This window comes from Bradyrhizobium sp. CCBAU 51765, assembly GCF_015291725.1.
Taxonomy (GTDB): Bacteria; Pseudomonadota; Alphaproteobacteria; order Rhizobiales; family Xanthobacteraceae; genus Bradyrhizobium; species Bradyrhizobium liaoningense.
The window spans coordinates 2,058,543-2,075,504 of record NZ_CP030038.1 but is presented as its reverse complement, the minus strand read 5'-3'; the positions used below and the strand labels follow the sequence as shown (position 1 = coordinate 2,075,504).

The following is a 16,962-nucleotide window of genomic DNA, read 5'->3' as shown; positions in this document are numbered from 1 at the left end:
CATACGAATTAACCGGAGGATCCCCATGAACATCCGCTCCAATCCGCAACAGACCGTGCCCGCCGTCACCACCGGTCCCCTTCCCTCCTCGCGAAAAATCTTCGCGACCCCCGACGCCGCGCCTGATATCCGCGTGCCCTTGCGCGAGATCATCCTGTCCGAAGGCGCGGGCGAGCCGAACCTGCCGGTCTACGACACCTCCGGCCCCTACACCGACCCGAGCGTGACCATCGACGTCAACGCCGGCCTGCCGCGCAACCGCAAGCAATGGGTGCTGGAGCGCGGCGGCGTCGAGGAATATGAGGGCCGGCAGATCAAGCCGGAGGACAACGGCAACCTCTCCACCGACAAGGCCGCGCGCGCCTTCTCGGCCTATCACAAGCCGCTGCGCGGTCTCGACGGCCACAAGATCACCCAGCTCGAATTCGCCCGCGCCGGCATCATCACCAAGGAGATGATCTACGTCGCCGCGCGAGAAAACCTCGGACGCAAGCAGCAGCTCGAGCGCGCCGAAGCCGCCCTCGCCGACGGCGAGAGCTTCGGCGCCTCCGTGCCCGCCTTCATCACGCCGGAGTTCGTGCGCGACGAGATCGCGCGCGGCCGCGCCATCATCCCCTCCAACATCAACCACAGTGAACTCGAGCCGATGATCATCGGCCGCAACTTCCTGACCAAGATCAACGCCAATATCGGCAACTCGGCGGTGACCTCGTCGGTCGAGGAGGAGGTCGAGAAGATGGTGTGGGCGATCCGCTGGGGCGCCGACACCGTGATGGACCTCTCGACGGGCCGCAACATCCACACCACCCGCGAATGGATCCTGCGCAACGCGCCGGTGCCGATCGGCACCGTGCCGATCTACCAGGCGCTGGAGAAGTGCAACGGCGATCCGGTGCAGCTGACCTGGGAGCTCTACAAGGACACGCTGATCGAGCAGTGCGAGCAGGGCGTCGACTATTTCACCATCCACGCCGGCGTGCGCCTGCAATACATCCACCTCACCGCAAACCGCGTCACCGGCATCGTCAGCCGAGGCGGCTCGATCATGGCGAAGTGGTGCCTGGCGCATCACAAGGAGAGCTTCCTCTACACGCATTTCGACGAGATCTGCGACCTCATGCGCAAGTATGACGTCTCGTTCTCGCTCGGCGACGGCCTGCGTCCCGGCTCGATCGCAGACGCCAACGACCGCGCGCAATTCGCCGAGCTGGAGACGCTCGGCGAACTGACGAAGATCGCCTGGGACAAGGGCTGCCAGGTCATGATCGAAGGCCCCGGCCACGTGCCGATGCACAAGATCAAGATCAACATGGACAAGCAGCTCAAGGAGTGCGGCGAAGCGCCGTTCTACACCCTCGGGCCGCTGACCACCGACATCGCTCCGGGCTATGACCACATCACCTCAGGCATCGGCGCCGCCATGATCGGCTGGTTCGGCTGCGCCATGCTCTGCTACGTCACGCCGAAGGAGCATCTCGGCCTGCCCGACCGTAACGACGTCAAGACCGGCGTCATCACCTACAAGATCGCCGCCCACGCCGCCGACCTCGCCAAGGGCCACCCCGCCGCGCAATTGCGCGACGACGCCCTCTCCCGCGCCCGGTTCGACTTCCGCTGGACCGACCAGTTCAACCTCGGCCTCGATCCTGAGACCGCCAAGAACTTCCACGACGAGACCCTGCCGAAGGAAGCCCACAAGGTCGCGCATTTCTGCTCGATGTGCGGCCCAAAATTCTGCTCGATGAAGATCACGCAGGACGTGCGGGATTATGCGGCGACGCTGAATGATCCAAACTCGGTGGGGATGTCGATGAGCGGAACGGCCGAGGACGGCATGGCGAAGATGAGCGCGAAGTTCAAGGAGATGGGCTCAAGCGTTTATCTGGATGCGGAGAAGGTGAAGGAGAGCAACAAAGCGCTGTCCTAAAACACACAACCGGACTGCGATGTTAGCAATCGACATGCTCGATGTTAGTTCGCGATGGGCCAAGCTTCGCCTCATTGGAAACTCGTCAGTTGCGAAATCGACCATCGCAGTCCCGATTCTCGGGTACTTCATCCTATTCAACTCAGACGTCGTCGAATACCTTAGGCTCCATACTGACTTCTGCGCCGGCAAGGCGTGCGGCGTTTCCTGGCGTCTCTACTTTTTGTATTTCGGCTGCTTTTTCGTAGCTATCGGAGCCTCCACGTACGCATTGTTCTGCCCAACGGTTGCGAAGATTTATCCCGGAGCATCGGACTTCTTCGAAGCAGAAAAGACTTACTTCAGCGGTCCAAGAAATTTAGATTATCTATTCGGGCTGATTGAGAAGCAGAAAGGCGCTCCAGCGAAAGACCCATTCGATCTGAAGTTCAACGTGATAGCTGAACACAAGGCTTTAGCGTCCGACAATCTACACGCGTTGGCCGACGTGATGGGCGAATATTATGTTCTGCAGAACATCAGTAAGAGGCCGGCTCGAATAATTTCTCTCTTGGCGTATAGCCTTGGGATATTTCTTATTCTTGTGCCTACCGTGCTGACTTTCGTTCAAGTCTTCGAGCGCGCGCTCCAGCAGCTATAACTTTTCGCGTGCTTATGGGAATGCCTAAATCCTAGATTGACTAGTCCCGCATCACGCTGACGCTCAGGCGGGCTACTACGCTGCGGACGATTGTTTTGCTAGCCCCTACGCGCCTCCCCGATCTCCTCCGCCCAAACCTCCGCCTCGTCTTCGTCGGCACCGCCGCCTCGACGCGCTCGGCCGAGCTCGGGCACTATTACGCCCATCCCGGCAACCGCTTCTGGCGCGCGATCCATGAGGCCGGGATCACGCCGCGGCGCTACCAGCCGAGCGAGTTCGCTTCGCTGATCGAGCTCGGGATCGGCTTCACCGATCTCTCCAAGTCGGGCGCCGGGATGGATCACCAGATCGCGGCGGAGACGATCGACGTGCCGGGGTTTCGGGCGAAGATGGACAAGTACCGGCCGCGGACCATTGCGTTCACGAGCAAGAAGGCGGCGAGCTTGTTTTACGGCAAGCCGTCGGCCGCGATTGCGCTGGGGCGGCAGGCGCGCGATGGAAGCTGGCCGGAGACGTTCGTGCTGCCCTCGCCGTCAGGTGCGGCGTCCGGGCATTGGACGCTGGAGCCGTGGCGCGAGCTGGCGGCGTGGATTGGTCGCGCCCGCTGAACGGTTGCTGCCGGATTGCATCTGCTCTCGTGTCCCGGGCAAGCGTAGCGCAGACCCGGCAACTGTTATGTTGATGGTGCGATTTTATAGGGTTTTCGGTCGCGCAGCATTGCGTTGAGGATGGTCAGCAGCTTCCTTGCGACAGCAATGAGGGCGAGCTTTGCTGGTTTGCCGGCCAGACGGAGCCGGTCATAGAAGATTTTGAAGTGATCGGCGCGACGAACGGCGTTGAGAGCAGCCATGTAGAGGGCGTCGCGGACGCGCTTTCGTCCGCCGCCGATCTTGCGCTTGCCACGATAAGCCCCGCTATCGACATTGAAGGGAGCCAGGCCGGCAAGAGCGGCCACCTCCTTTGGCCCGAGACGCCCAAGTTCGGGCATCTGGGTGAGGAGTTGCATGCAAGCGACGGGTCCCACGCCGGGCACCGAGCGCATCAACTGTGCATCATTGGCAAGCTCCGGTTCGGCTTTGACGAGCGCATGAATCTCAGTGTCGATTTCGGCGATCTCATCATTGAGGACCTCGATGAGGCGAGCGATGCGTTCCACCATGGCGCGGTCCTCGGCTTCGCTGCGGCGGTTCTTTTCCTGGGCCCTCATGGCAACCAGTTGGTCCCGCCGTTTTGCAAGCCTTGCCAAAGTGTTGCGAGCAGGCGTCGCGGCCTGCTCGGTGGCGGGCTTCATGGCGCGGGCAAAGGCCGCCAGCATCCGCGCATCGATCGGATCGGTCTTGGCGAGCTGGCCGCTGGCGCGGGCAAAGTCGCGGGCACGGGCCGGATTGATCCGGGCAAAGCGGATGCCGGCCCGATGCAGGGCCTCCCGAAGCTCGAGGTCATAGACCCCCGTAGCCTCGAAGACGATCAGCGCATCGCATCGCCAACGCGCCACCAGCTGTGTGATGGCCTGTGTCGCGTTGGCGATGCGTTCCGCTACGCCGATGGCCTCATCGAAAATATCAAGGTGATGTTTGGAGATGTCGATCCCGACGAAACGAGAGGATATGATCACGGTGCCTGTCCCTGTGATGCGAGGTCTGTTGACGCAGCCTCGTGCAACTGTTCAGGTTGATAGATGGAACGGGCGGGAGACCGAGCCGGCTCACGGCGTCAAGCGCCAAGGACCCAACGGCTTCCCGCCCACCATCATCATGCCAGACTTCCCAGACACAGGGACCCAGAAGCTCCGGCACGCGTTCATCATGGGCCCCGGCTCTGCAGCGCATCGCGCCGCACTGGACGATGCTTCGCATCGCCAGGGGCGCGCTGCACTGCGTCCGGGGCACGCCACCACCGATATTTCCCACACAATCTGTCGGCAAGCTGCACCCGTCTTTCGTCCTCTGCAAACGATCACCCCGGAGCCCCCCGATGCCCACCATCACCGCCTTCGAATCCTCCCCCGACCGCGGCAAGGGCCAGGCGCGCGACATGCGGGTGCGCTGGGCGCTGGAGGAGGTCGGCCAGCCCTACGACGTTCGCCTCGTCTCGTTCGCCGCAATGAAAGAGCCCGCGCATCTCGCGCTGCATCCGTTCGGGCAGATCCCGACCTATGAGGACGGCGACCTCGCCCTGTTCGAGTCCGGCGCGATCGTGCTTGACATCGCCGAGCGCCATGATGGCTTGCTGCCGAGGGACGCCAACGCGCGCGCCCGCGCGATCGCATGGATGTTCGCCGCGCTGAGCACGGTGGAGCCGCCGATCGTCGAGCTCACCATGGCGATGCTGCTCGAACGCGACAGGAGCTGGTACGCCGAGCGCCTGCCCAGCTTGCAGGAGCGCGTCCGTATCAGGCTCGGCGAATTGTCCCGCCGCCTCGGCAAAGCCGACTGGCTCGACGGCGCCTTCAGCGCCGGCGATCTCATGATGGTGACGGTGCTGCGGCGGTTGAACACGTCAGGCCTGCTCGACGAATACCCTGACATCGCCGCCTATGTCGCCCGCGGCGAGGCGCGGCCGGCCTTCAGGCGGGCGTTCGAGGCGCAACTGGCGGTGTTCACCGCCGCGTTGCGTCCGTAGCCCGGATGAGCGCAAGCGATGTCCGGGGCCGGCAGGCGACCCACATGTCGCTTCCGCTCATGGGGCCGGGCGGGCATTGCATCCATTTCGGCTCCCCTGCATTCTGGCTCCCCCACACGGAGGAGCCCGCCGATGCTGACCCTCTACTCCTACCCGGAACTCTTCGGCGTCGCCGACAACAACGGCTACGGCCTCAAGGTCTACGCCTTCCTGAAACTCGCGAGCGTGCCGTTCGTGCATGAGCACGTCTTCGATGCTTCCGCCGCACCGCGCGGGCAGCTGCCTTACATCGTCGATGACGGCGAGACCATCGGCGACAGCGAGACCATCATCGCGCATGCGATCGCGAAATATCGCCTCACGATCGACGCCGGCTTGTCACCAGACCAGCGCCGCACCAACCATTTCGTGACGCGCATGCTGGACGATCTCTACTGGGTGATGTCGTATTCGCGCTGGAAGGACGAGCGCTTCTATCCCGCGTTCCGCGACGGCTTCATCGCACAGCATCCGCAGATCGACGCCGCCGGCTTCGAGAAGGCGAAGGCCTACAACGCGCAGCGCTATCACTTCCAGGGCATCGGCCGCTACACGCCCGAGCAGGCCTACGCGCGGGGGCTTGCCGATCTGCAGGTGCTGGCCGAGATCGTGCCGGCCGCGGGCTTCGTCCACGGCGCGGCGCCGACCAGCATCGATGCCGGCATCTACGGCTTCATCGCCAACATCTATTACTTTCCGATCCCGACGCCGCTGAAGGCCTTCGTCGATGCGCACGACAATCTCGCCGCGCATTGCGAGCGGATTCATGCGATGGTGAGCGGGAAGTCCGCAGACTCGTAGGGTGGGCAAAGCGAAAGCGTGCCCACCAGCGCCGTCACCGCGACCACAGACCTCATCCTGAGGAGGCTGCGAAGCAGCCGTCTCGAAGGATGGCCGCCGGCGACCGCCGAGAGATGGTGGGCACGGCGCTTCTCGCGCCTTTGCCCACCCTACGACACCCTCCCCTACCGCATCGTGATCGCGAGCCCGCTGAGATCCGCGTTCGCCATCAACCCGACCTGGTGACCCGTCAGCTCCAGCACCGCGCCCTTCTGGTTGGTCAGCACGATGGCGCGGGCGCCGCGGCCGACGGCAAGGCCGGCACCGGCGGCGCCGTAGACTCCGGCAACATCCGAGGGACGATTGATGTTGGAGACGCGCCCGCGCAGCACGGTTTTCGAGCCGCCGAACACGAGGCCGTAGTCGAGGCCGCCGGTGGAGAGCGCATAGGAGCGGCCGCGGAAGTTGAGCACGCCCGAGCCGCCGGAGCCGCCGATGATCCAGCCCGCCTTGTAGATCGTCAGCGTCACGAAGCCGCTGTCTGCCCGCGCCGCGGTCGAAAGTCCGGCCAGGGCGGCGATGGCGACCAGCGCGGCGCGAAGAGTGGATGCGAGCTTCATGGGTGTCTCCGGGGGCTATTTTTCAAGAGTGGTTTCGAATCAGACGCGGCGAATGTATCCGATCGAACGCGGCGGCAACATGATGGGCGGAGGACGTGGCAGGGGCCGATTGGCCTGTGCAGGGCAAGGCAGCTCACGTGTCAGCATACGAGGCAGGGTGTCTCCGCATCGTCATGGCCGGGCTTGTCCCGGCCATCCACGTCTTCCTCTCGGCACAAAGAACGTGGGTGCCCGGGACAAGCCCGGGCATGATGGAGTTGGGGCGACGAAGGGACTGATTTCCACGCTGCCATAATGCCCCTGTTTTGCCCGACGGAGCAAGCGGGGATTTCGCCTTTCGCGAATTCTGGAAAACATCAATGATTTCCGTGCGGCGTCTACTGTGCATGGGGTTGTTTTCCAACTTTTTGTTTGGAGCGTGCCGCGCCTGCCGCTACGCTGATGCCTCAGCGACTGCTTCCGAGGTGATCCCATGCCGATCCAGCATTTTGCGCCCCCGCCGCACGTCAAGGCGCCGCCGCTGTCCTTTGCGACGCGCGTCGGCGATCTCCTGTTCGTCTCGGGCATTCCCGGCTTCGATGCCAATGGCGCGCTGCCCGACGGTTTCGAGGCCCAGTTCGCCAACGTCGTCGTCAACATCAGGCGCGTGCTGGGGGAGGCCGGCGCCGGCATGCACGACCTCGTCAAGGTCAACGTGCTCCTGACCCGCGCCTCGGACGTTGCCGCCATGAACGCGCTCTATGCCGGCGCCTTCGGCCCGCCGCCCTATCCTGCGCGCACGACCTGCGTGGTGCAGGCCCTGCCCGATCCGAAGATGCTGATCGAGATCGAGGCGGTGGCGTCGCTTTCGAAGTGAGCGTGTGGCTTGCCGGGCACGCGGCCAAACCAAATGCGCGGTTGCACCTGACATGTCCGTGAAACGCGCGCTCCCCAGCTTGCAAAGGGCCTGCTTTTACCGCACGAATTTTCGCGTCCCCACATCCCCCACCAGGAGATATTTCATGCGTCGCGTTCTCGCCCTCTGTGCCGTTGCCGGCATCGCTTCGTCCGTGTTCGCCGTGCCGGCCTCGGCGGCGGTCGGCTATTACGTGATCCGCTGGGACAACACCGGCATCTGCCAGGTCTGGAACGAGGACCTGAAGTACAAGCCGTTCCAGTTCGGCGCCTCGACCTACAAGGTCGTCAGCAAGCAGTTCCCGACCTTCCAGGAGGCGTCCGACGTTCAGATCAAGTTGCGCGGCGAGCGCCGCTGCACGCTCTGAGCCCGACGCGACGGGTCGCGTATACGGATGAGTTTTTACGGGGCGGACCGCGCGAACGGTCCGCCCTTCTCTTTTGCAGAAACTGTTCAAATTGCGTATTTCCCGCAGCGGCTCTTTTGAACCTGACCGGCCGGCGGAACTACTCACATCTTGTTCGGGGCGCATCCCCCAAGGCGTCCCGCGCACCCCCTCCCGTCATTGTCGGGAGGCGCATCACGTCTTTCATTTTGAGGAGCTGATCATGCGTCGTATTTCCCTGCTGTGCGCTGCCGTCAGTCTTGCCGTCACCGCCTTCGCCGCCGCGAGCCCTGCCGAAGCCAGCTATCATCTGATCCGCTGGCAGGACAGCGGCTTCTGCCAGATCTGGGACGAGAGCATCCCGACCACGCCGTGGCCGGCGGGCTACCACCGCGCCAGCGCGAGCGTGCCGACCTTCATCGACGCCCTCGTCATGAAGGACGCCGCGCTCAAGAACGGCCAGTGCACCTGGTAACAATTCGATCGGCGAACGAAGAGCCGGGCAGGACGCCAGTGTCCCTGCCCGGCTTTTTTGTGCGGCGTGAACGAGAGCCGAGGCGCCCTCACGCGTCCTTGTGCGCGCCGGGATGGATCAGGAGATCGCGCGCGGCGGCGAGGTCGATGAAGCCTTGCGCGCTGCCGCCCCGGTCGGGATGCATGCCCTTGGCGGCGCGGCGATAGGCCTGGTTGATGTCCTCGCAGGTGAGTTGCACCGCGAGCGGCAGGCCGAGCACCTTTCGGGCGCGGTCCTCCCTGGACATCTGCTTCGGCATGGCGTTGCGGCGGCCGAAGCGCGGGACGGAGAGATCGTGGACCACCTCGAGCACCACGCCGAGACGGCGCTGCGCCGCCAGCGTCACGCCATGATCGTCATTGTCCGCGGCCTGGCGCAGCACCGGCAGCGCCTGCTCGGCGGCCTGGCGCAGCGTGACGTCGCTGCTCATCCGCACGATCTCGGCGACGAGCCGGCCCGCCTCGGCCCAATCGGGCGCGTGCGCCGACCGCAGCCGTTCGAGAGCGAGTTTCCAGGAGTCCAGCCGTTCCATCATGCGCGCAACGTTTAGCAATCAGGATCAGTATGCCAAGGCCGCCGTTTCCGACCCCTTAATTTCGCGTTAGCTTTTCGTGAAACTTCGAAAAGAAACCGGGAGGAATATGTCATGGCATTGCTCGCAAACCACATCGCCGTCGTCACGGGTGCCGGCTCCGGCATCGGCCGAGCGATTGCCGCCGGCTACGCGCGAGAGGGCGCACAGGTCGTGCTGCTCGACGTCAATGCCGAGACGGTGGCGGAAGCGGCTCGGGAGATCCGGCAGGCGGGCGGCAGGGCCGAGAGCTTTCCGCTCGACGTTGTCAGGCGCGAGGACTGCTTCGCCCTGGCCAAGCAGGTTGCGGACAAGATCGGACAGGTCTCGATCCTCGTCAACAATGCCGGCATCACCCGCCGCAACGCCTTCACCGCCGAGACGGAAACGGTGGCGAAGGACTGGAACGACATCATCGCGCTCAACCTCAACGGCGTCTTCAACATGACGCAGGCGTTCCTCGCACCCTTGCGCGCGAGCAAGGGCCGCATCGTCAACATCGGCTCGATCCAGTCCTTCGTGCATCTGCGCACGCCGAGCTCGGCGGCCTACACGACCTCGAAGCACGGCGTGCTCGGCTTCACCAAGGCGCTCGCCGCCGAGCTCGGCAAGGAAGGCGTGCGCGTCAACGCGATCGGTCCCGGCTTCATCGAGACCAACATCAACGCCAATGTGCGCGCAACCAATCCGGCGCTGGTGCAGGCCTTCCTCGATCACACCCCGCTGGCGCGCACCGGCAAGCCCGAGGACATCGTCGGCCCCGCGATCTTCCTGGCGTCGGACCTGTCAGCCTACGTCACCGGAACGATCGTGATGGTGGACGGCGGGTACCGCACGGTGTGAGGGACGCGCGGCCTCTCGGCACACGAAGTGTCATCGCCGGCGAAGTGGGGGATGACAGTGAGTTTGTCCGCGCGAGATAGGTCCGCATCGCAATGCATCCTGCGCCAATCGCGGCGGCTTCGCGGCATTCCCGGGGTAAATTGGTGGGCTCGCTCCCGATTAACCATTCATTAACCAAACAGGACCACCGTGGAATTACGGCTTGGGGTCGTTGTTCTCGATCCGCTTCCAATGATGGAAGCGGGCGTTGGTCGGGGAGTGTGTTGATGACCACTGTTCATGTCGCTGCGTCCGAATCGGGCGCGCAATTCCTAGCCCCTAACCAGATCGTTCCGATGCTGATCGGCGCCACGGTCGACGAGGTCGAGCGCGAGCTCGTGCTCCAGACGCTCGCACGCTGCGACGGCAACCGCACGCGCGCAGCGCGCGTGCTCGGCCTGTCGGTGCGCACGCTGCGCAACAAGATCAGGATCTACGCCGCGTCCGGCATCGACGTGCCTGCCTATCAGGATTAGGGGGTAACATCAGTCTGCTCGCGACGACGAGCTGCGCCGCAAGCGGCGCAGCTCGTGCCGCAGATACGCGCCGGCGATGACCGCAAACGCGATCATCGCGACCGAGGCCGCAACCAGCTCGACCGCGCGGAGCAGGAACGCCGTCATGACGGCCCATAACGGTTGCGGCTCCTCGGCGAATCCGACCGGCACGATATCGGGCACCAGCAGCTGAGCGAGGCCGAGCGAGACGACGAGAACGACAGCGAACAGGCAAAAGACTTTCCACGCTGCACGCATCGGTCGCTCCTCGCAAGCGGTATGGCCGTGCGCGATCGATGACATGGCGGCTCGCGCCGACGATTGATGTTGATCAAGCCGGACACGGTGCGCGGGCAGAATTGCTGCTGTCGTCAAAGGCCGCTAAGTAGCTTGCTTCCGGTCAAGGGAGCGGTGGCGTGGCAGACGATCAGGGACGACGGCAGGGACCTCAGGGTCCGCGCGGGCGGCAAGGCGAGCCGGGGCGGCCGGGACCGCAGGGCCATCCGGGCCGGCGCGGACCAGACGGGGCGCGCGGCAAGCCCGGACCGCAGGGCAAGCCGGGACCGGTCGGAAAGGCTGGCCCGCCCGGCAAACCCGGTCCGCAAGGCAAGCAGGGCGAAGCCGGCCCACGCGGGGCAGCCGGCGCACCGGGACCTGCCGGGCCGCAGGGACCGGCGGGGCCGCAAGGCCCGCGCGGCGAACCGGGTCCGCCCGGCCAATTGCCGTCGATCGAGCAAGTGCTGCCGTGGCTCGACCAGCTCTTCGACGCCTGGGACGAACGCCGCCGCCAGCGCGAGCGCGAAGCCGCTGAGCGCGAAGCGCTCGAGGCTGCCGTCCAGGAGCCAGACGAGGCAATCATCGATGACGAGAGCGATGACGGCGACGACCACAAGAAGAAAAAGAAAAAGAAGAAGCACGGCGACAAGGCCTAGCAGACGCATCTATTTCGGCCGATCCTCGTCTCGCGGCAACATGCCCATGCGCTCGAACTGCCAGCGCATCGCGCGATACCAGAGATAGCCGACCGCCGCGCCGCACAGGGCGAGGATGACCATGTTCGCGCTCGAGAACGAGCCGCTCCACCACATCATCCACGCAGTCCACAGCAGCGTGAAGGCGATGGCACCTGCTTTCAAGGGAAGAAGGGGGCGGCTCATGGTCGTGCTCCGGGCGGTCAAAACCCCGGCCGACACCATCGCAAGTTGACGCAGCAGATACCGTGAGCCAGGTCACGGAGTACGCCGTTCGAGCTCACGAACCGAAGCGCAGCCGCGAGCGCTCTTTCGCCTTTTCCGCCTCGACCTCACGGTCGCGCGCCGGCGCATGGGTATGCAGCGACGTCAGGAGCTTCCGTGCTGCCTCCGTGACCTCCGCCACCGCACGCTCGAACGCCGCCTCGTTCGCCTGCGACGGCCTGTTGAAACCGGACAGTTTTCGCACGAACTGCAGCGCGCTGGCATGGATCTCGTCCTCCGTCGCCGGCGGCTCGAAATTGAACAGCGTCTTGATGTTGCGGCACATGCACTTTCTCCCGACGTTTTCCTGAAGACGAAGGTCTGGGCCGAAATCCTACATCCGCCTTCGCGCTTCTGCGAAGTTCCATCTCACCATGCCGATCAACTCCGTGGCTGCGGCACCGCCACAAGCAGTCTCATCTCGCAACGCATCATGTGCGGCGCCCCGGCGCAGCGTATTATTTGAGCATGCATTGCGCCGACAGCTCGGGCTTAATTGCGCCGACGATACGAATCGGCGCGCGGGACAATCGCGCGCCAATGGCACGATACGCGATGAGGAGGATCGCATGCACGGGCTGGCACTGTGCGTCTGGCTGGCTGCAACGACAGCGCTGACGAGCGCGGCGTTCGCATTTGACAACGGCCAATACGACCACGTCCCGCCCGATATCCGCGCCTGGTTCAAGAGCGTGATCGCGCCGAACGGCGTGCCCTGTTGCGACATCTCCGATGGCCATCGCACCGAATATGACGTGCGCGGCGGCGCCTATTGGGTGCCGATCGACGGACAATGGATGGAGGTGCCCGCGCGCGCCATCATCCGCGACCGCGGCAATCCGGTCGGCCAGGCCGTGGTGTGGTACGTCCACCATCGCGGCGCCATCATCATCAGTTGCTTCGTGCCGGCGGATGCAGTCTAGCGCGCCGGATTTCGTTGGCTGGGGACGCCTGATCGGCTAGCTTGAGGACAAGCTGATACGGAGGCACGTCGTTGACCGATCTTAGCGCCGAAGACCTCACTGCCATCTACGCCAAGCCGACCCCGCGCGTGATCGCGAAGGCGCGGCCGGCGATCGATGCGCATGCGAGGAAGTTCATCGAGATGTCGCCGTTCTGCGTGCTCGCGACCTCGGGCGCGGACGGCAGTGTCGATGCCTCGCCGCGCGGCGGCGGCATCGGCTTCGTCCACGTCGCCGGTCCCAACCAGCTGTTGATGCCCGACCGCTCCGGCAACAACCGCATCGACAGTTTTCGCAACGTCGTCGAGGGCTCGGGCTTCGTGCAGCTGCTGTTCTTCGTGCCGGGGATCGACGAGACGCTGCGCGTCGGCGGACGCGGCACACTGTCGGCCGATCCGGATCTGCTCGCCGCCATGGTGGAGTTCGGCAAACCGCCCCGCGCGGTGCTGAACGTCGCGGTCAGCGAGGTCTATTTCCACTGCGGCAAGGCGCTGATGCGCTCGAAGCTGTGGTCATCCGAGAAGGTACAGCGCTCGGTGATGCCGAGCATCATCGAGGTCATCCACGACCAGACGGGCTTGGGAGAACCGGAGAGCCAGGAGATCGTGGAAGAGCGCTACAAGACGCAGCTGTAGGTGATGCGTTCGCCACTTAGACACGCCGCCATGTCCGGCCCTGTCCCGGACATCCACGTCCTTCTCGTGGCAGCAACACGTGGATGGCCGGTTCAGGCCCGGCCATGACGAATGGAGAGAGGCGGGCGGAGCTTAATGCCCCTCGCCCTCGAGCCCGCCGACGTGCTTCTGGGTGTAGAGCTCGAGACCGATGCGACCAATCAGGTCGAGCTGGGTTTCGAGGAAGTCGATGTGGTGCTCCTCGTCGCTCATCAGCTTCTCGAACAGGTCACGCGTAACGTAGTCCTTGGCGCCGTGGCAGTAGGTCGCCGCTTCCTGGTAGAGCGCGCGCGCGCTCATCTCGGCGGCGAGATCGCATTCGATGATCTCCTTGACGTTCTGGCCAATGCGCAGGGGATCCAGCACCTGCATGTTCGGAAAGCCGTCGAGGAACAGGATGCGCGCGGTAAGCTTGTCGGCATGCTCCATCTCCTCGATGGACTCCTTGCGCCAGACCTTGGCCATGTCCAGCAGGCCCCAATTGTCGAGGAAACGGTAGTGCAGCCAGTACTGATTGATCGCAGTCAGCTCGTGACGCAGTGCCTTGTTGAGATAGTCGATGACCTTCGCGTCGCCCTGCATGGTTCACTCCAGCTTTGCAGTCCAAATCGGTCCTAACCGAATTTAGAATGCTTCTAAATGAGTTTACGCGCGCCGGCAACCGGCTATGCGGACGCGGCCGGGGAAAAGCTCAGCTGAGGATGCGGAAGTTTTCAGCAGGCCGCGAGGGCGAACTGGGCAGGTTCAGCCGTCTCGTCATTGGCGGCAACGGTATGGCCATGGGGACAGCCGGCGCAGCAAGACTGGGCGCAGGGGCCAAGCGCTTCGTCGATGATGGTCTTGATGGTCCGGGCACAGCGGCCGCATTCGGCGCTGCAGCCGAGACATCCATAGACCTGCTTGGCATGGCGCACGGCGTCGTCGGACTCGGCGACGGCGGCGCGGATGTCCTCATCGCTCAGCACGTTACAGGAACAAACGATCATGGAAGCGGCAGGCCCTTCGGTGATGCACCATCATCGATATTTAACGGGCCGGCCGGATGCAAAAGGAAAAAGCGGTATTTGAAGCTATTCCAAACTGGCCCGGCAATCAGCCTAGAACGGCTCTAAAATCAGGTATTGCGGTTGATCAAGCTTGTGGCGGAGCTAATCGCCGCCACCGCCTCCACCACCATCGCCGCCACCTCCGCAGTCCCCGCCACTGCTGCCGCCATCGCTGCTGGAACAGCTGCCGCCGTCGGTCGAGCTCCCCGAACGGTCGCTGGAGAACCAGCTTCCCAACGACAAGCCGTCGCTTGTCCGCATGTAGGTGTCGGCGCCACTACCACCGCCGGCACCACCGGCCCCGACACGCGTGCGCCGCCGGCCCCGGTTCTGGAGGTGAGCGATCCAGCCGTAGCCGATCGCGAAGACGACCCCAGCAGCAATCAGTGCATTGACCATCACGTTGCCCATCAGCGTCTCCTGATGAAACTGGGGGCCCATGCCGGTTGGTCGTCTCCGGCAAAGGGACCGTTCATTGATCATTCAAGCGAAGTATGGAACCTTGTGCCCCAAAGAGTTCCCCATGTGATAAGGTCAAGCGCATGAAGAAGTCGCTCCTGGCAGTCGCTGCCGTCCTCACTCTGGCCCTGACGGCCGGCACACCGGCCCATGCCCAGCGCGGTGTCGCAGCGGGCGTGGCGGCCGGGATCATCGGCGGCGCCATCGTCGGTGGCGCACTGGCCTCTCCGTATTATTACGGACCAGGCCCCCGTTATTACGAACCGGGCTACTACCCGCCCCGCTACTACGCCCCCGGTCCGGGCTATGTCGCCGACGACTATTACGGCAATTGCGTCTGGCAGAAGCAGCGCTTCTGGGACGGCTATGCCTGGCGCGTCCGCCGGGTCAGAGTTTGTGGCTGAGGCGCGCTTAACCGGTTCACTACGGATGCGCCGTTCATCTTGGAGCCCGAAAAAGACCGCTTTTTCTCGTCACAGCTCCGTGTGCGTTTACCGTGGATTGACCATTTGCGCGCTTCCTAACCGCAAGGCCAAATTCCATCAGAGTGTGCGTGAACCTTTGAAACCCGGGCCATCCCTTACAGGGGAAGTCCATCTCCCAGGAGAGCCAAGAGCATGAAGAAGACTTTGGTTGCCGCCCTCACGGTTGCAACGGTCGCCGGTTCGCTGGTGACCGCAACGCCGCCGGCGAAAGCCGGTGACAACATCGGTGCCGGTATCGCAGCCGGGCTGATCGGTGGCGCGATCGTCGGCGGCGCGATCGCCTCGAGCCGTCCGGCCTATGGCGGTCCCGTTTACGTGGCCGAGCCCGGCCCGCCGCCCCCGCCCTGCTACTGGCAGCGCCAGCGTTATTGGGACGGTTATGGCTGGGTCGTTCGCCCGGTTCGCGTCTGCTACTGATCTGATCCGCACGGCGCTCACAAGCACCGCGTCAAAGCCCGGCCGAGACCATCGGCCGGGTTTTTTCTTTTGGTCCTGCGCTATCGCCCCGCCTGGATCGACCGCAGCACCTCTTCGCTCGGCCAGCAATCAACCTTGAGGCCGACCGACTTCTGATAGGCGCCGAGCGCGGCACGCGTCTGCATGCCGGCCTTGCCGTCGATCTTGTCCTTGTAGAGCCCGACGCGCGTCAGCTCGCGCTGCATGGTCTCGACGTCTTTCGTGCGCAGCTGCTTCGAAGCCGACCAGGGCGTTGCGAATGGCAGCGGGCTGGTCATGCGATCGCTGAGATGGCCGACGAACAGCACGTAGAGATCGGAGAAATTGTATTCCTTGATGACGAAGTAATTCTTCGTGGTCAGGAACGACGGGCCGTAGATGCCTTCCGGCTGGAGCAGCGAGGCCTGCTGCGCCTGCTCGGCGGCGCTGAGCCTCGCGCCACGCACCGGCACAAAGCCTTCGCGCAGCCATTGACCGATCGGCTTCGTCACCTCCGGTACGCCCGTAGTACAATCGACCTTCGCGGGCGCCTGCACCTCATAGGCCCAGCGGAGGCCACTCTGCCAGCCCTTGTTGACGAGCTGCTGCGCGGCTGAGGCCAACGCATCCGGCACGGAGTGCCAGATATCGATGCGGCCATCGCCGTCGAAGTCGACGCCATGCTTGTAATATTCCGACGGCAGGAACTGCGTCAGCCCGGTGGCGCCGGCCCAGGACGAGCGCATGTCCTTGCGTGTCACCACGCCCTCGTCGAGAATCTTGAGCGAGAGGATGAACTCGTTGCGATATTGGTCCTTGCGCCGGCCGACATAGGCCTGCGTCGCCAGCACGCGCACGAGATCGTAGGGCAGCGCGTAGCGGCCGTAGTCGGTCTCGCGGCCCCAGATCGCCAGCATCACAGCCGCGGGCACGCTGGACTTGTTTTCGATCTCACTCAGGACCGGGCGATATTTCTGCAGCAGCCGCTGCCCCTCGCCAGCGAGCCGCGCGATCGAAGCTTCCTTGACGTAGTCGGCAGGGACCTGCACGAACTCGGCCTGCGAGGGCGCACCGGTCGCAGGCCGGCCCGGCAGAAGCAGGTCGGGCAGCTTGTAATCAGGCTCGAGCCCGCGCGTCTCTCGCTCGAAGGTCGCGCGCGAGACGCCCGCGGCCTGCGCTTCCGGCCAGAGCGAAGCGATGAATTGCATGAAGGCAGCGTCTGCTGCGCGGGCGGACGACCAGCCGCAGGTAACCACGATCACCGCAGCGATGAGCGCCCGCCGCATCATGCCGA

At 64.2% G+C, this 16,962-nt stretch carries 25 protein-coding genes; 15 read left to right on the top strand and 10 right to left on the bottom strand.

Features of this window, described 5'->3' with window-relative positions; all coding sequences use genetic code 11:
• Nucleotides 1-25 precede the first annotated feature (25 nt).
• From thiC to XH96_RS09750, 3 genes are all read left to right on the top strand, one after another.
• The gene (gene thiC / locus XH96_RS09760; protein ID WP_194392304.1) at nucleotides 26-1,927 is read left to right on the top strand and encodes a phosphomethylpyrimidine synthase ThiC; all 1,902 of its coding nucleotides are present in this window, start codon (nucleotides 26-28) and stop codon (nucleotides 1,925-1,927) included.
• 19 nt (nucleotides 1,928-1,946) lie between these two features.
• Complete coding sequence (locus XH96_RS09755; protein WP_194392303.1) at nucleotides 1,947-2,567, top strand: hypothetical protein; 621 nt, start codon at nucleotides 1,947-1,949, stop codon at nucleotides 2,565-2,567.
• A 95-nt stretch (nucleotides 2,568-2,662) separates the two neighbouring features.
• Nucleotides 2,663-3,175, top strand: a complete 513-nt coding sequence (locus tag XH96_RS09750; RefSeq protein ID WP_246790022.1) for a mismatch-specific DNA-glycosylase — start codon at nucleotides 2,663-2,665, stop codon at nucleotides 3,173-3,175.
• Between the two features lie 65 nt (nucleotides 3,176-3,240).
• Here the strand turns inward: XH96_RS09750 and XH96_RS09745 are convergent, their stop codons facing one another.
• Complete coding sequence (locus XH96_RS09745) at nucleotides 3,241-4,182, bottom strand: transposase (protein ID WP_194392302.1); 942 nt, start codon at nucleotides 4,180-4,182, stop codon at nucleotides 3,241-3,243.
• A gap of 359 nt (nucleotides 4,183-4,541) precedes the next feature.
• On the opposite strand from XH96_RS09745, the gene XH96_RS09740 reads away from it, so the two are divergent.
• A complete protein-coding gene (locus tag XH96_RS09740; RefSeq protein ID WP_194392301.1) occupies nucleotides 4,542-5,189 on the top strand; it encodes a glutathione S-transferase family protein in 648 nt (215 codons plus the stop codon).
• 132 nt (nucleotides 5,190-5,321) lie between these two features.
• Nucleotides 5,322-6,029: a glutathione S-transferase family protein gene (locus tag XH96_RS09735; RefSeq protein ID WP_194392300.1), complete on the top strand. Its 708-nt coding sequence runs from the start codon at nucleotides 5,322-5,324 to the stop codon at nucleotides 6,027-6,029.
• 164 nt (nucleotides 6,030-6,193) lie between these two features.
• Here the strand turns inward: XH96_RS09735 and XH96_RS09730 are convergent, their stop codons facing one another.
• Nucleotides 6,194-6,628: a hypothetical protein gene (locus XH96_RS09730; protein ID WP_061879483.1), complete on the bottom strand. Its 435-nt coding sequence runs from the start codon at nucleotides 6,626-6,628 to the stop codon at nucleotides 6,194-6,196.
• Nucleotides 6,629-7,100: 472 nt separating this feature from the next.
• Here XH96_RS09730 and XH96_RS09725 point away from each other — a divergent pair, with 472 nt between their 5' ends.
• The 3 genes from XH96_RS09725 to XH96_RS09715 all read left to right on the top strand — a co-directional run bounded on the left by XH96_RS09725 (nucleotide 7,101) and on the right by XH96_RS09715 (nucleotide 8,383).
• Entirely contained in the window at nucleotides 7,101-7,484 is a 384-nt protein-coding gene (locus XH96_RS09725; protein ID WP_194392299.1) for a RidA family protein, read from the top strand.
• 145 nt (nucleotides 7,485-7,629) lie between these two features.
• Nucleotides 7,630-7,890, top strand: coding sequence for a hypothetical protein (locus tag XH96_RS09720; protein WP_194392298.1), 261 nt, complete (start codon nucleotides 7,630-7,632; stop codon nucleotides 7,888-7,890).
• Nucleotides 7,891-8,131: 241 nt separating this feature from the next.
• Entirely contained in the window at nucleotides 8,132-8,383 is a 252-nt protein-coding gene (locus XH96_RS09715) for a hypothetical protein (RefSeq protein ID WP_194392297.1), read from the top strand.
• Between the two features lie 88 nt (nucleotides 8,384-8,471).
• On the opposite strand, the gene XH96_RS09710 is transcribed toward XH96_RS09715, so the two are convergent.
• A complete protein-coding gene (locus XH96_RS09710; protein WP_194392296.1) occupies nucleotides 8,472-8,957 on the bottom strand; it encodes a J domain-containing protein in 486 nt (161 codons plus the stop codon).
• A gap of 111 nt (nucleotides 8,958-9,068) precedes the next feature.
• Here XH96_RS09710 and XH96_RS09705 point away from each other — a divergent pair, with 111 nt between their 5' ends.
• Together XH96_RS09705 and XH96_RS09700 are read left to right on the top strand one after the other, a co-directional pair.
• Nucleotides 9,069-9,836: an SDR family NAD(P)-dependent oxidoreductase gene (locus XH96_RS09705; protein WP_194392295.1), complete on the top strand. Its 768-nt coding sequence runs from the start codon at nucleotides 9,069-9,071 to the stop codon at nucleotides 9,834-9,836.
• Nucleotides 9,837-10,102: 266 nt separating this feature from the next.
• Nucleotides 10,103-10,351 (top strand): helix-turn-helix domain-containing protein, encoded by a 249-nt coding sequence (locus XH96_RS09700; protein ID WP_028182395.1) that lies wholly within the window; start codon nucleotides 10,103-10,105, stop codon nucleotides 10,349-10,351.
• 9 nt (nucleotides 10,352-10,360) lie between these two features.
• Here the strand turns inward: XH96_RS09700 and XH96_RS09695 are convergent, their stop codons facing one another.
• Nucleotides 10,361-10,630 (bottom strand): hypothetical protein, encoded by a 270-nt coding sequence (locus tag XH96_RS09695; protein WP_194392294.1) that lies wholly within the window; start codon nucleotides 10,628-10,630, stop codon nucleotides 10,361-10,363.
• A gap of 158 nt (nucleotides 10,631-10,788) precedes the next feature.
• Between XH96_RS09695 and XH96_RS09690 the strand changes: the two genes are divergently transcribed.
• Nucleotides 10,789-11,304, top strand: a complete 516-nt coding sequence (locus XH96_RS09690; RefSeq protein ID WP_194392293.1) for a collagen-like protein — start codon at nucleotides 10,789-10,791, stop codon at nucleotides 11,302-11,304.
• A 9-nt stretch (nucleotides 11,305-11,313) separates the two neighbouring features.
• Here XH96_RS09690 and XH96_RS09685 read toward each other — a convergent pair whose 3' ends face one another.
• Both XH96_RS09685 and XH96_RS09680 read right to left on the bottom strand, forming a co-directional pair.
• The gene (locus XH96_RS09685) at nucleotides 11,314-11,529 is read right to left on the bottom strand and encodes a hypothetical protein (protein WP_028182408.1); all 216 of its coding nucleotides are present in this window, start codon (nucleotides 11,527-11,529) and stop codon (nucleotides 11,314-11,316) included.
• 94 nt (nucleotides 11,530-11,623) lie between these two features.
• Nucleotides 11,624-11,893, bottom strand: coding sequence for a DUF2277 domain-containing protein (locus tag XH96_RS09680; protein ID WP_194392292.1), 270 nt, complete (start codon nucleotides 11,891-11,893; stop codon nucleotides 11,624-11,626).
• 283 nt (nucleotides 11,894-12,176) lie between these two features.
• Between XH96_RS09680 and XH96_RS09675 the strand changes: the two genes are divergently transcribed.
• Together XH96_RS09675 and XH96_RS09670 are read left to right on the top strand one after the other, a co-directional pair.
• The gene (locus XH96_RS09675; protein WP_194392291.1) at nucleotides 12,177-12,530 is read left to right on the top strand and encodes a hypothetical protein; all 354 of its coding nucleotides are present in this window, start codon (nucleotides 12,177-12,179) and stop codon (nucleotides 12,528-12,530) included.
• 71 nt (nucleotides 12,531-12,601) lie between these two features.
• Nucleotides 12,602-13,204 (top strand): pyridoxamine 5'-phosphate oxidase family protein, encoded by a 603-nt coding sequence (locus XH96_RS09670; RefSeq protein WP_194392290.1) that lies wholly within the window; start codon nucleotides 12,602-12,604, stop codon nucleotides 13,202-13,204.
• Nucleotides 13,205-13,336: 132 nt separating this feature from the next.
• Here the strand turns inward: XH96_RS09670 and bfr are convergent, their stop codons facing one another.
• The 3 genes from bfr to XH96_RS09655 all read right to left on the bottom strand — a co-directional run bounded on the left by bfr (nucleotide 13,337) and on the right by XH96_RS09655 (nucleotide 14,700).
• A complete protein-coding gene (bfr, locus tag XH96_RS09665) occupies nucleotides 13,337-13,825 on the bottom strand; it encodes a bacterioferritin (RefSeq protein WP_024339472.1) in 489 nt (162 codons plus the stop codon).
• 131 nt (nucleotides 13,826-13,956) lie between these two features.
• Nucleotides 13,957-14,229 carry a bacterioferritin-associated ferredoxin gene (locus tag XH96_RS09660; RefSeq protein WP_028182392.1) on the bottom strand — a complete coding sequence of 91 codons (273 nt, stop codon included), beginning with the start codon at nucleotides 14,227-14,229 and terminating at the stop codon, nucleotides 13,957-13,959.
• A 162-nt stretch (nucleotides 14,230-14,391) separates the two neighbouring features.
• On the bottom strand, nucleotides 14,392-14,700 hold the full coding sequence (locus XH96_RS09655; RefSeq protein ID WP_194392289.1) for a hypothetical protein: 309 nt from the start codon (nucleotides 14,698-14,700) through the stop codon (nucleotides 14,392-14,394).
• 131 nt (nucleotides 14,701-14,831) lie between these two features.
• Between XH96_RS09655 and XH96_RS09650 the strand changes: the two genes are divergently transcribed.
• On the top strand, nucleotides 14,832-15,152 hold the full coding sequence (locus XH96_RS09650; RefSeq protein WP_131869664.1) for a hypothetical protein: 321 nt from the start codon (nucleotides 14,832-14,834) through the stop codon (nucleotides 15,150-15,152).
• A 213-nt stretch (nucleotides 15,153-15,365) separates the two neighbouring features.
• Complete coding sequence (locus tag XH96_RS09645) at nucleotides 15,366-15,650, top strand: hypothetical protein (RefSeq protein WP_028179902.1); 285 nt, start codon at nucleotides 15,366-15,368, stop codon at nucleotides 15,648-15,650.
• A gap of 80 nt (nucleotides 15,651-15,730) precedes the next feature.
• On the opposite strand, the gene XH96_RS09640 is transcribed toward XH96_RS09645, so the two are convergent.
• Complete coding sequence (locus tag XH96_RS09640) at nucleotides 15,731-16,957, bottom strand: lytic murein transglycosylase (RefSeq protein WP_194392288.1); 1,227 nt, start codon at nucleotides 16,955-16,957, stop codon at nucleotides 15,731-15,733.
• Nucleotides 16,958-16,962: the final 5 nt, after the last annotated feature.

Bases quoted from the DNA above. Each gene is read 5' to 3' on its own strand.
- thiC (WP_194392304.1), top strand. From the start codon at position 26: ATGAACATCCGCTCCAATCCGCAACAGACCGTGCCCGCCGTCACCACC.
- XH96_RS09755 (WP_194392303.1), top strand. From the start codon at position 1,947: ATGTTAGCAATCGACATGCTCGATGTTAGTTCGCGATGGGCCAAGCTT.
- XH96_RS09740 (WP_194392301.1), top strand. From the start codon at position 4,542: ATGCCCACCATCACCGCCTTCGAATCCTCCCCCGACCGCGGCAAGGGC.
- XH96_RS09735 (WP_194392300.1), top strand. From the start codon at position 5,322: ATGCTGACCCTCTACTCCTACCCGGAACTCTTCGGCGTCGCCGACAAC.
- XH96_RS09730 (WP_061879483.1), bottom strand. From the start codon at position 6,628: ATGAAGCTCGCATCCACTCTTCGCGCCGCGCTGGTCGCCATCGCCGCC.
- XH96_RS09725 (WP_194392299.1), top strand. From the start codon at position 7,101: ATGCCGATCCAGCATTTTGCGCCCCCGCCGCACGTCAAGGCGCCGCCG.
- XH96_RS09720 (WP_194392298.1), top strand. From the start codon at position 7,630: ATGCGTCGCGTTCTCGCCCTCTGTGCCGTTGCCGGCATCGCTTCGTCC.
- XH96_RS09715 (WP_194392297.1), top strand. From the start codon at position 8,132: ATGCGTCGTATTTCCCTGCTGTGCGCTGCCGTCAGTCTTGCCGTCACC.
- XH96_RS09710 (WP_194392296.1), bottom strand. From the start codon at position 8,957: ATGATGGAACGGCTGGACTCCTGGAAACTCGCTCTCGAACGGCTGCGG.
- XH96_RS09705 (WP_194392295.1), top strand. From the start codon at position 9,069: ATGGCATTGCTCGCAAACCACATCGCCGTCGTCACGGGTGCCGGCTCC.
- XH96_RS09700 (WP_028182395.1), top strand. From the start codon at position 10,103: ATGACCACTGTTCATGTCGCTGCGTCCGAATCGGGCGCGCAATTCCTA.
- XH96_RS09695 (WP_194392294.1), bottom strand. From the start codon at position 10,630: ATGCGTGCAGCGTGGAAAGTCTTTTGCCTGTTCGCTGTCGTTCTCGTC.
- XH96_RS09685 (WP_028182408.1), bottom strand. From the start codon at position 11,529: ATGAGCCGCCCCCTTCTTCCCTTGAAAGCAGGTGCCATCGCCTTCACG.
- XH96_RS09680 (WP_194392292.1), bottom strand. From the start codon at position 11,893: ATGTGCCGCAACATCAAGACGCTGTTCAATTTCGAGCCGCCGGCGACG.
- XH96_RS09675 (WP_194392291.1), top strand. From the start codon at position 12,177: ATGCACGGGCTGGCACTGTGCGTCTGGCTGGCTGCAACGACAGCGCTG.
- bfr (WP_024339472.1), bottom strand. From the start codon at position 13,825: ATGCAGGGCGACGCGAAGGTCATCGACTATCTCAACAAGGCACTGCGT.
- XH96_RS09660 (WP_028182392.1), bottom strand. From the start codon at position 14,229: ATGATCGTTTGTTCCTGTAACGTGCTGAGCGATGAGGACATCCGCGCC.
- XH96_RS09655 (WP_194392289.1), bottom strand. From the start codon at position 14,700: ATGGGCAACGTGATGGTCAATGCACTGATTGCTGCTGGGGTCGTCTTC.
- XH96_RS09650 (WP_131869664.1), top strand. From the start codon at position 14,832: ATGAAGAAGTCGCTCCTGGCAGTCGCTGCCGTCCTCACTCTGGCCCTG.
- XH96_RS09645 (WP_028179902.1), top strand. From the start codon at position 15,366: ATGAAGAAGACTTTGGTTGCCGCCCTCACGGTTGCAACGGTCGCCGGT.
- XH96_RS09640 (WP_194392288.1), bottom strand. From the start codon at position 16,957: ATGATGCGGCGGGCGCTCATCGCTGCGGTGATCGTGGTTACCTGCGGC.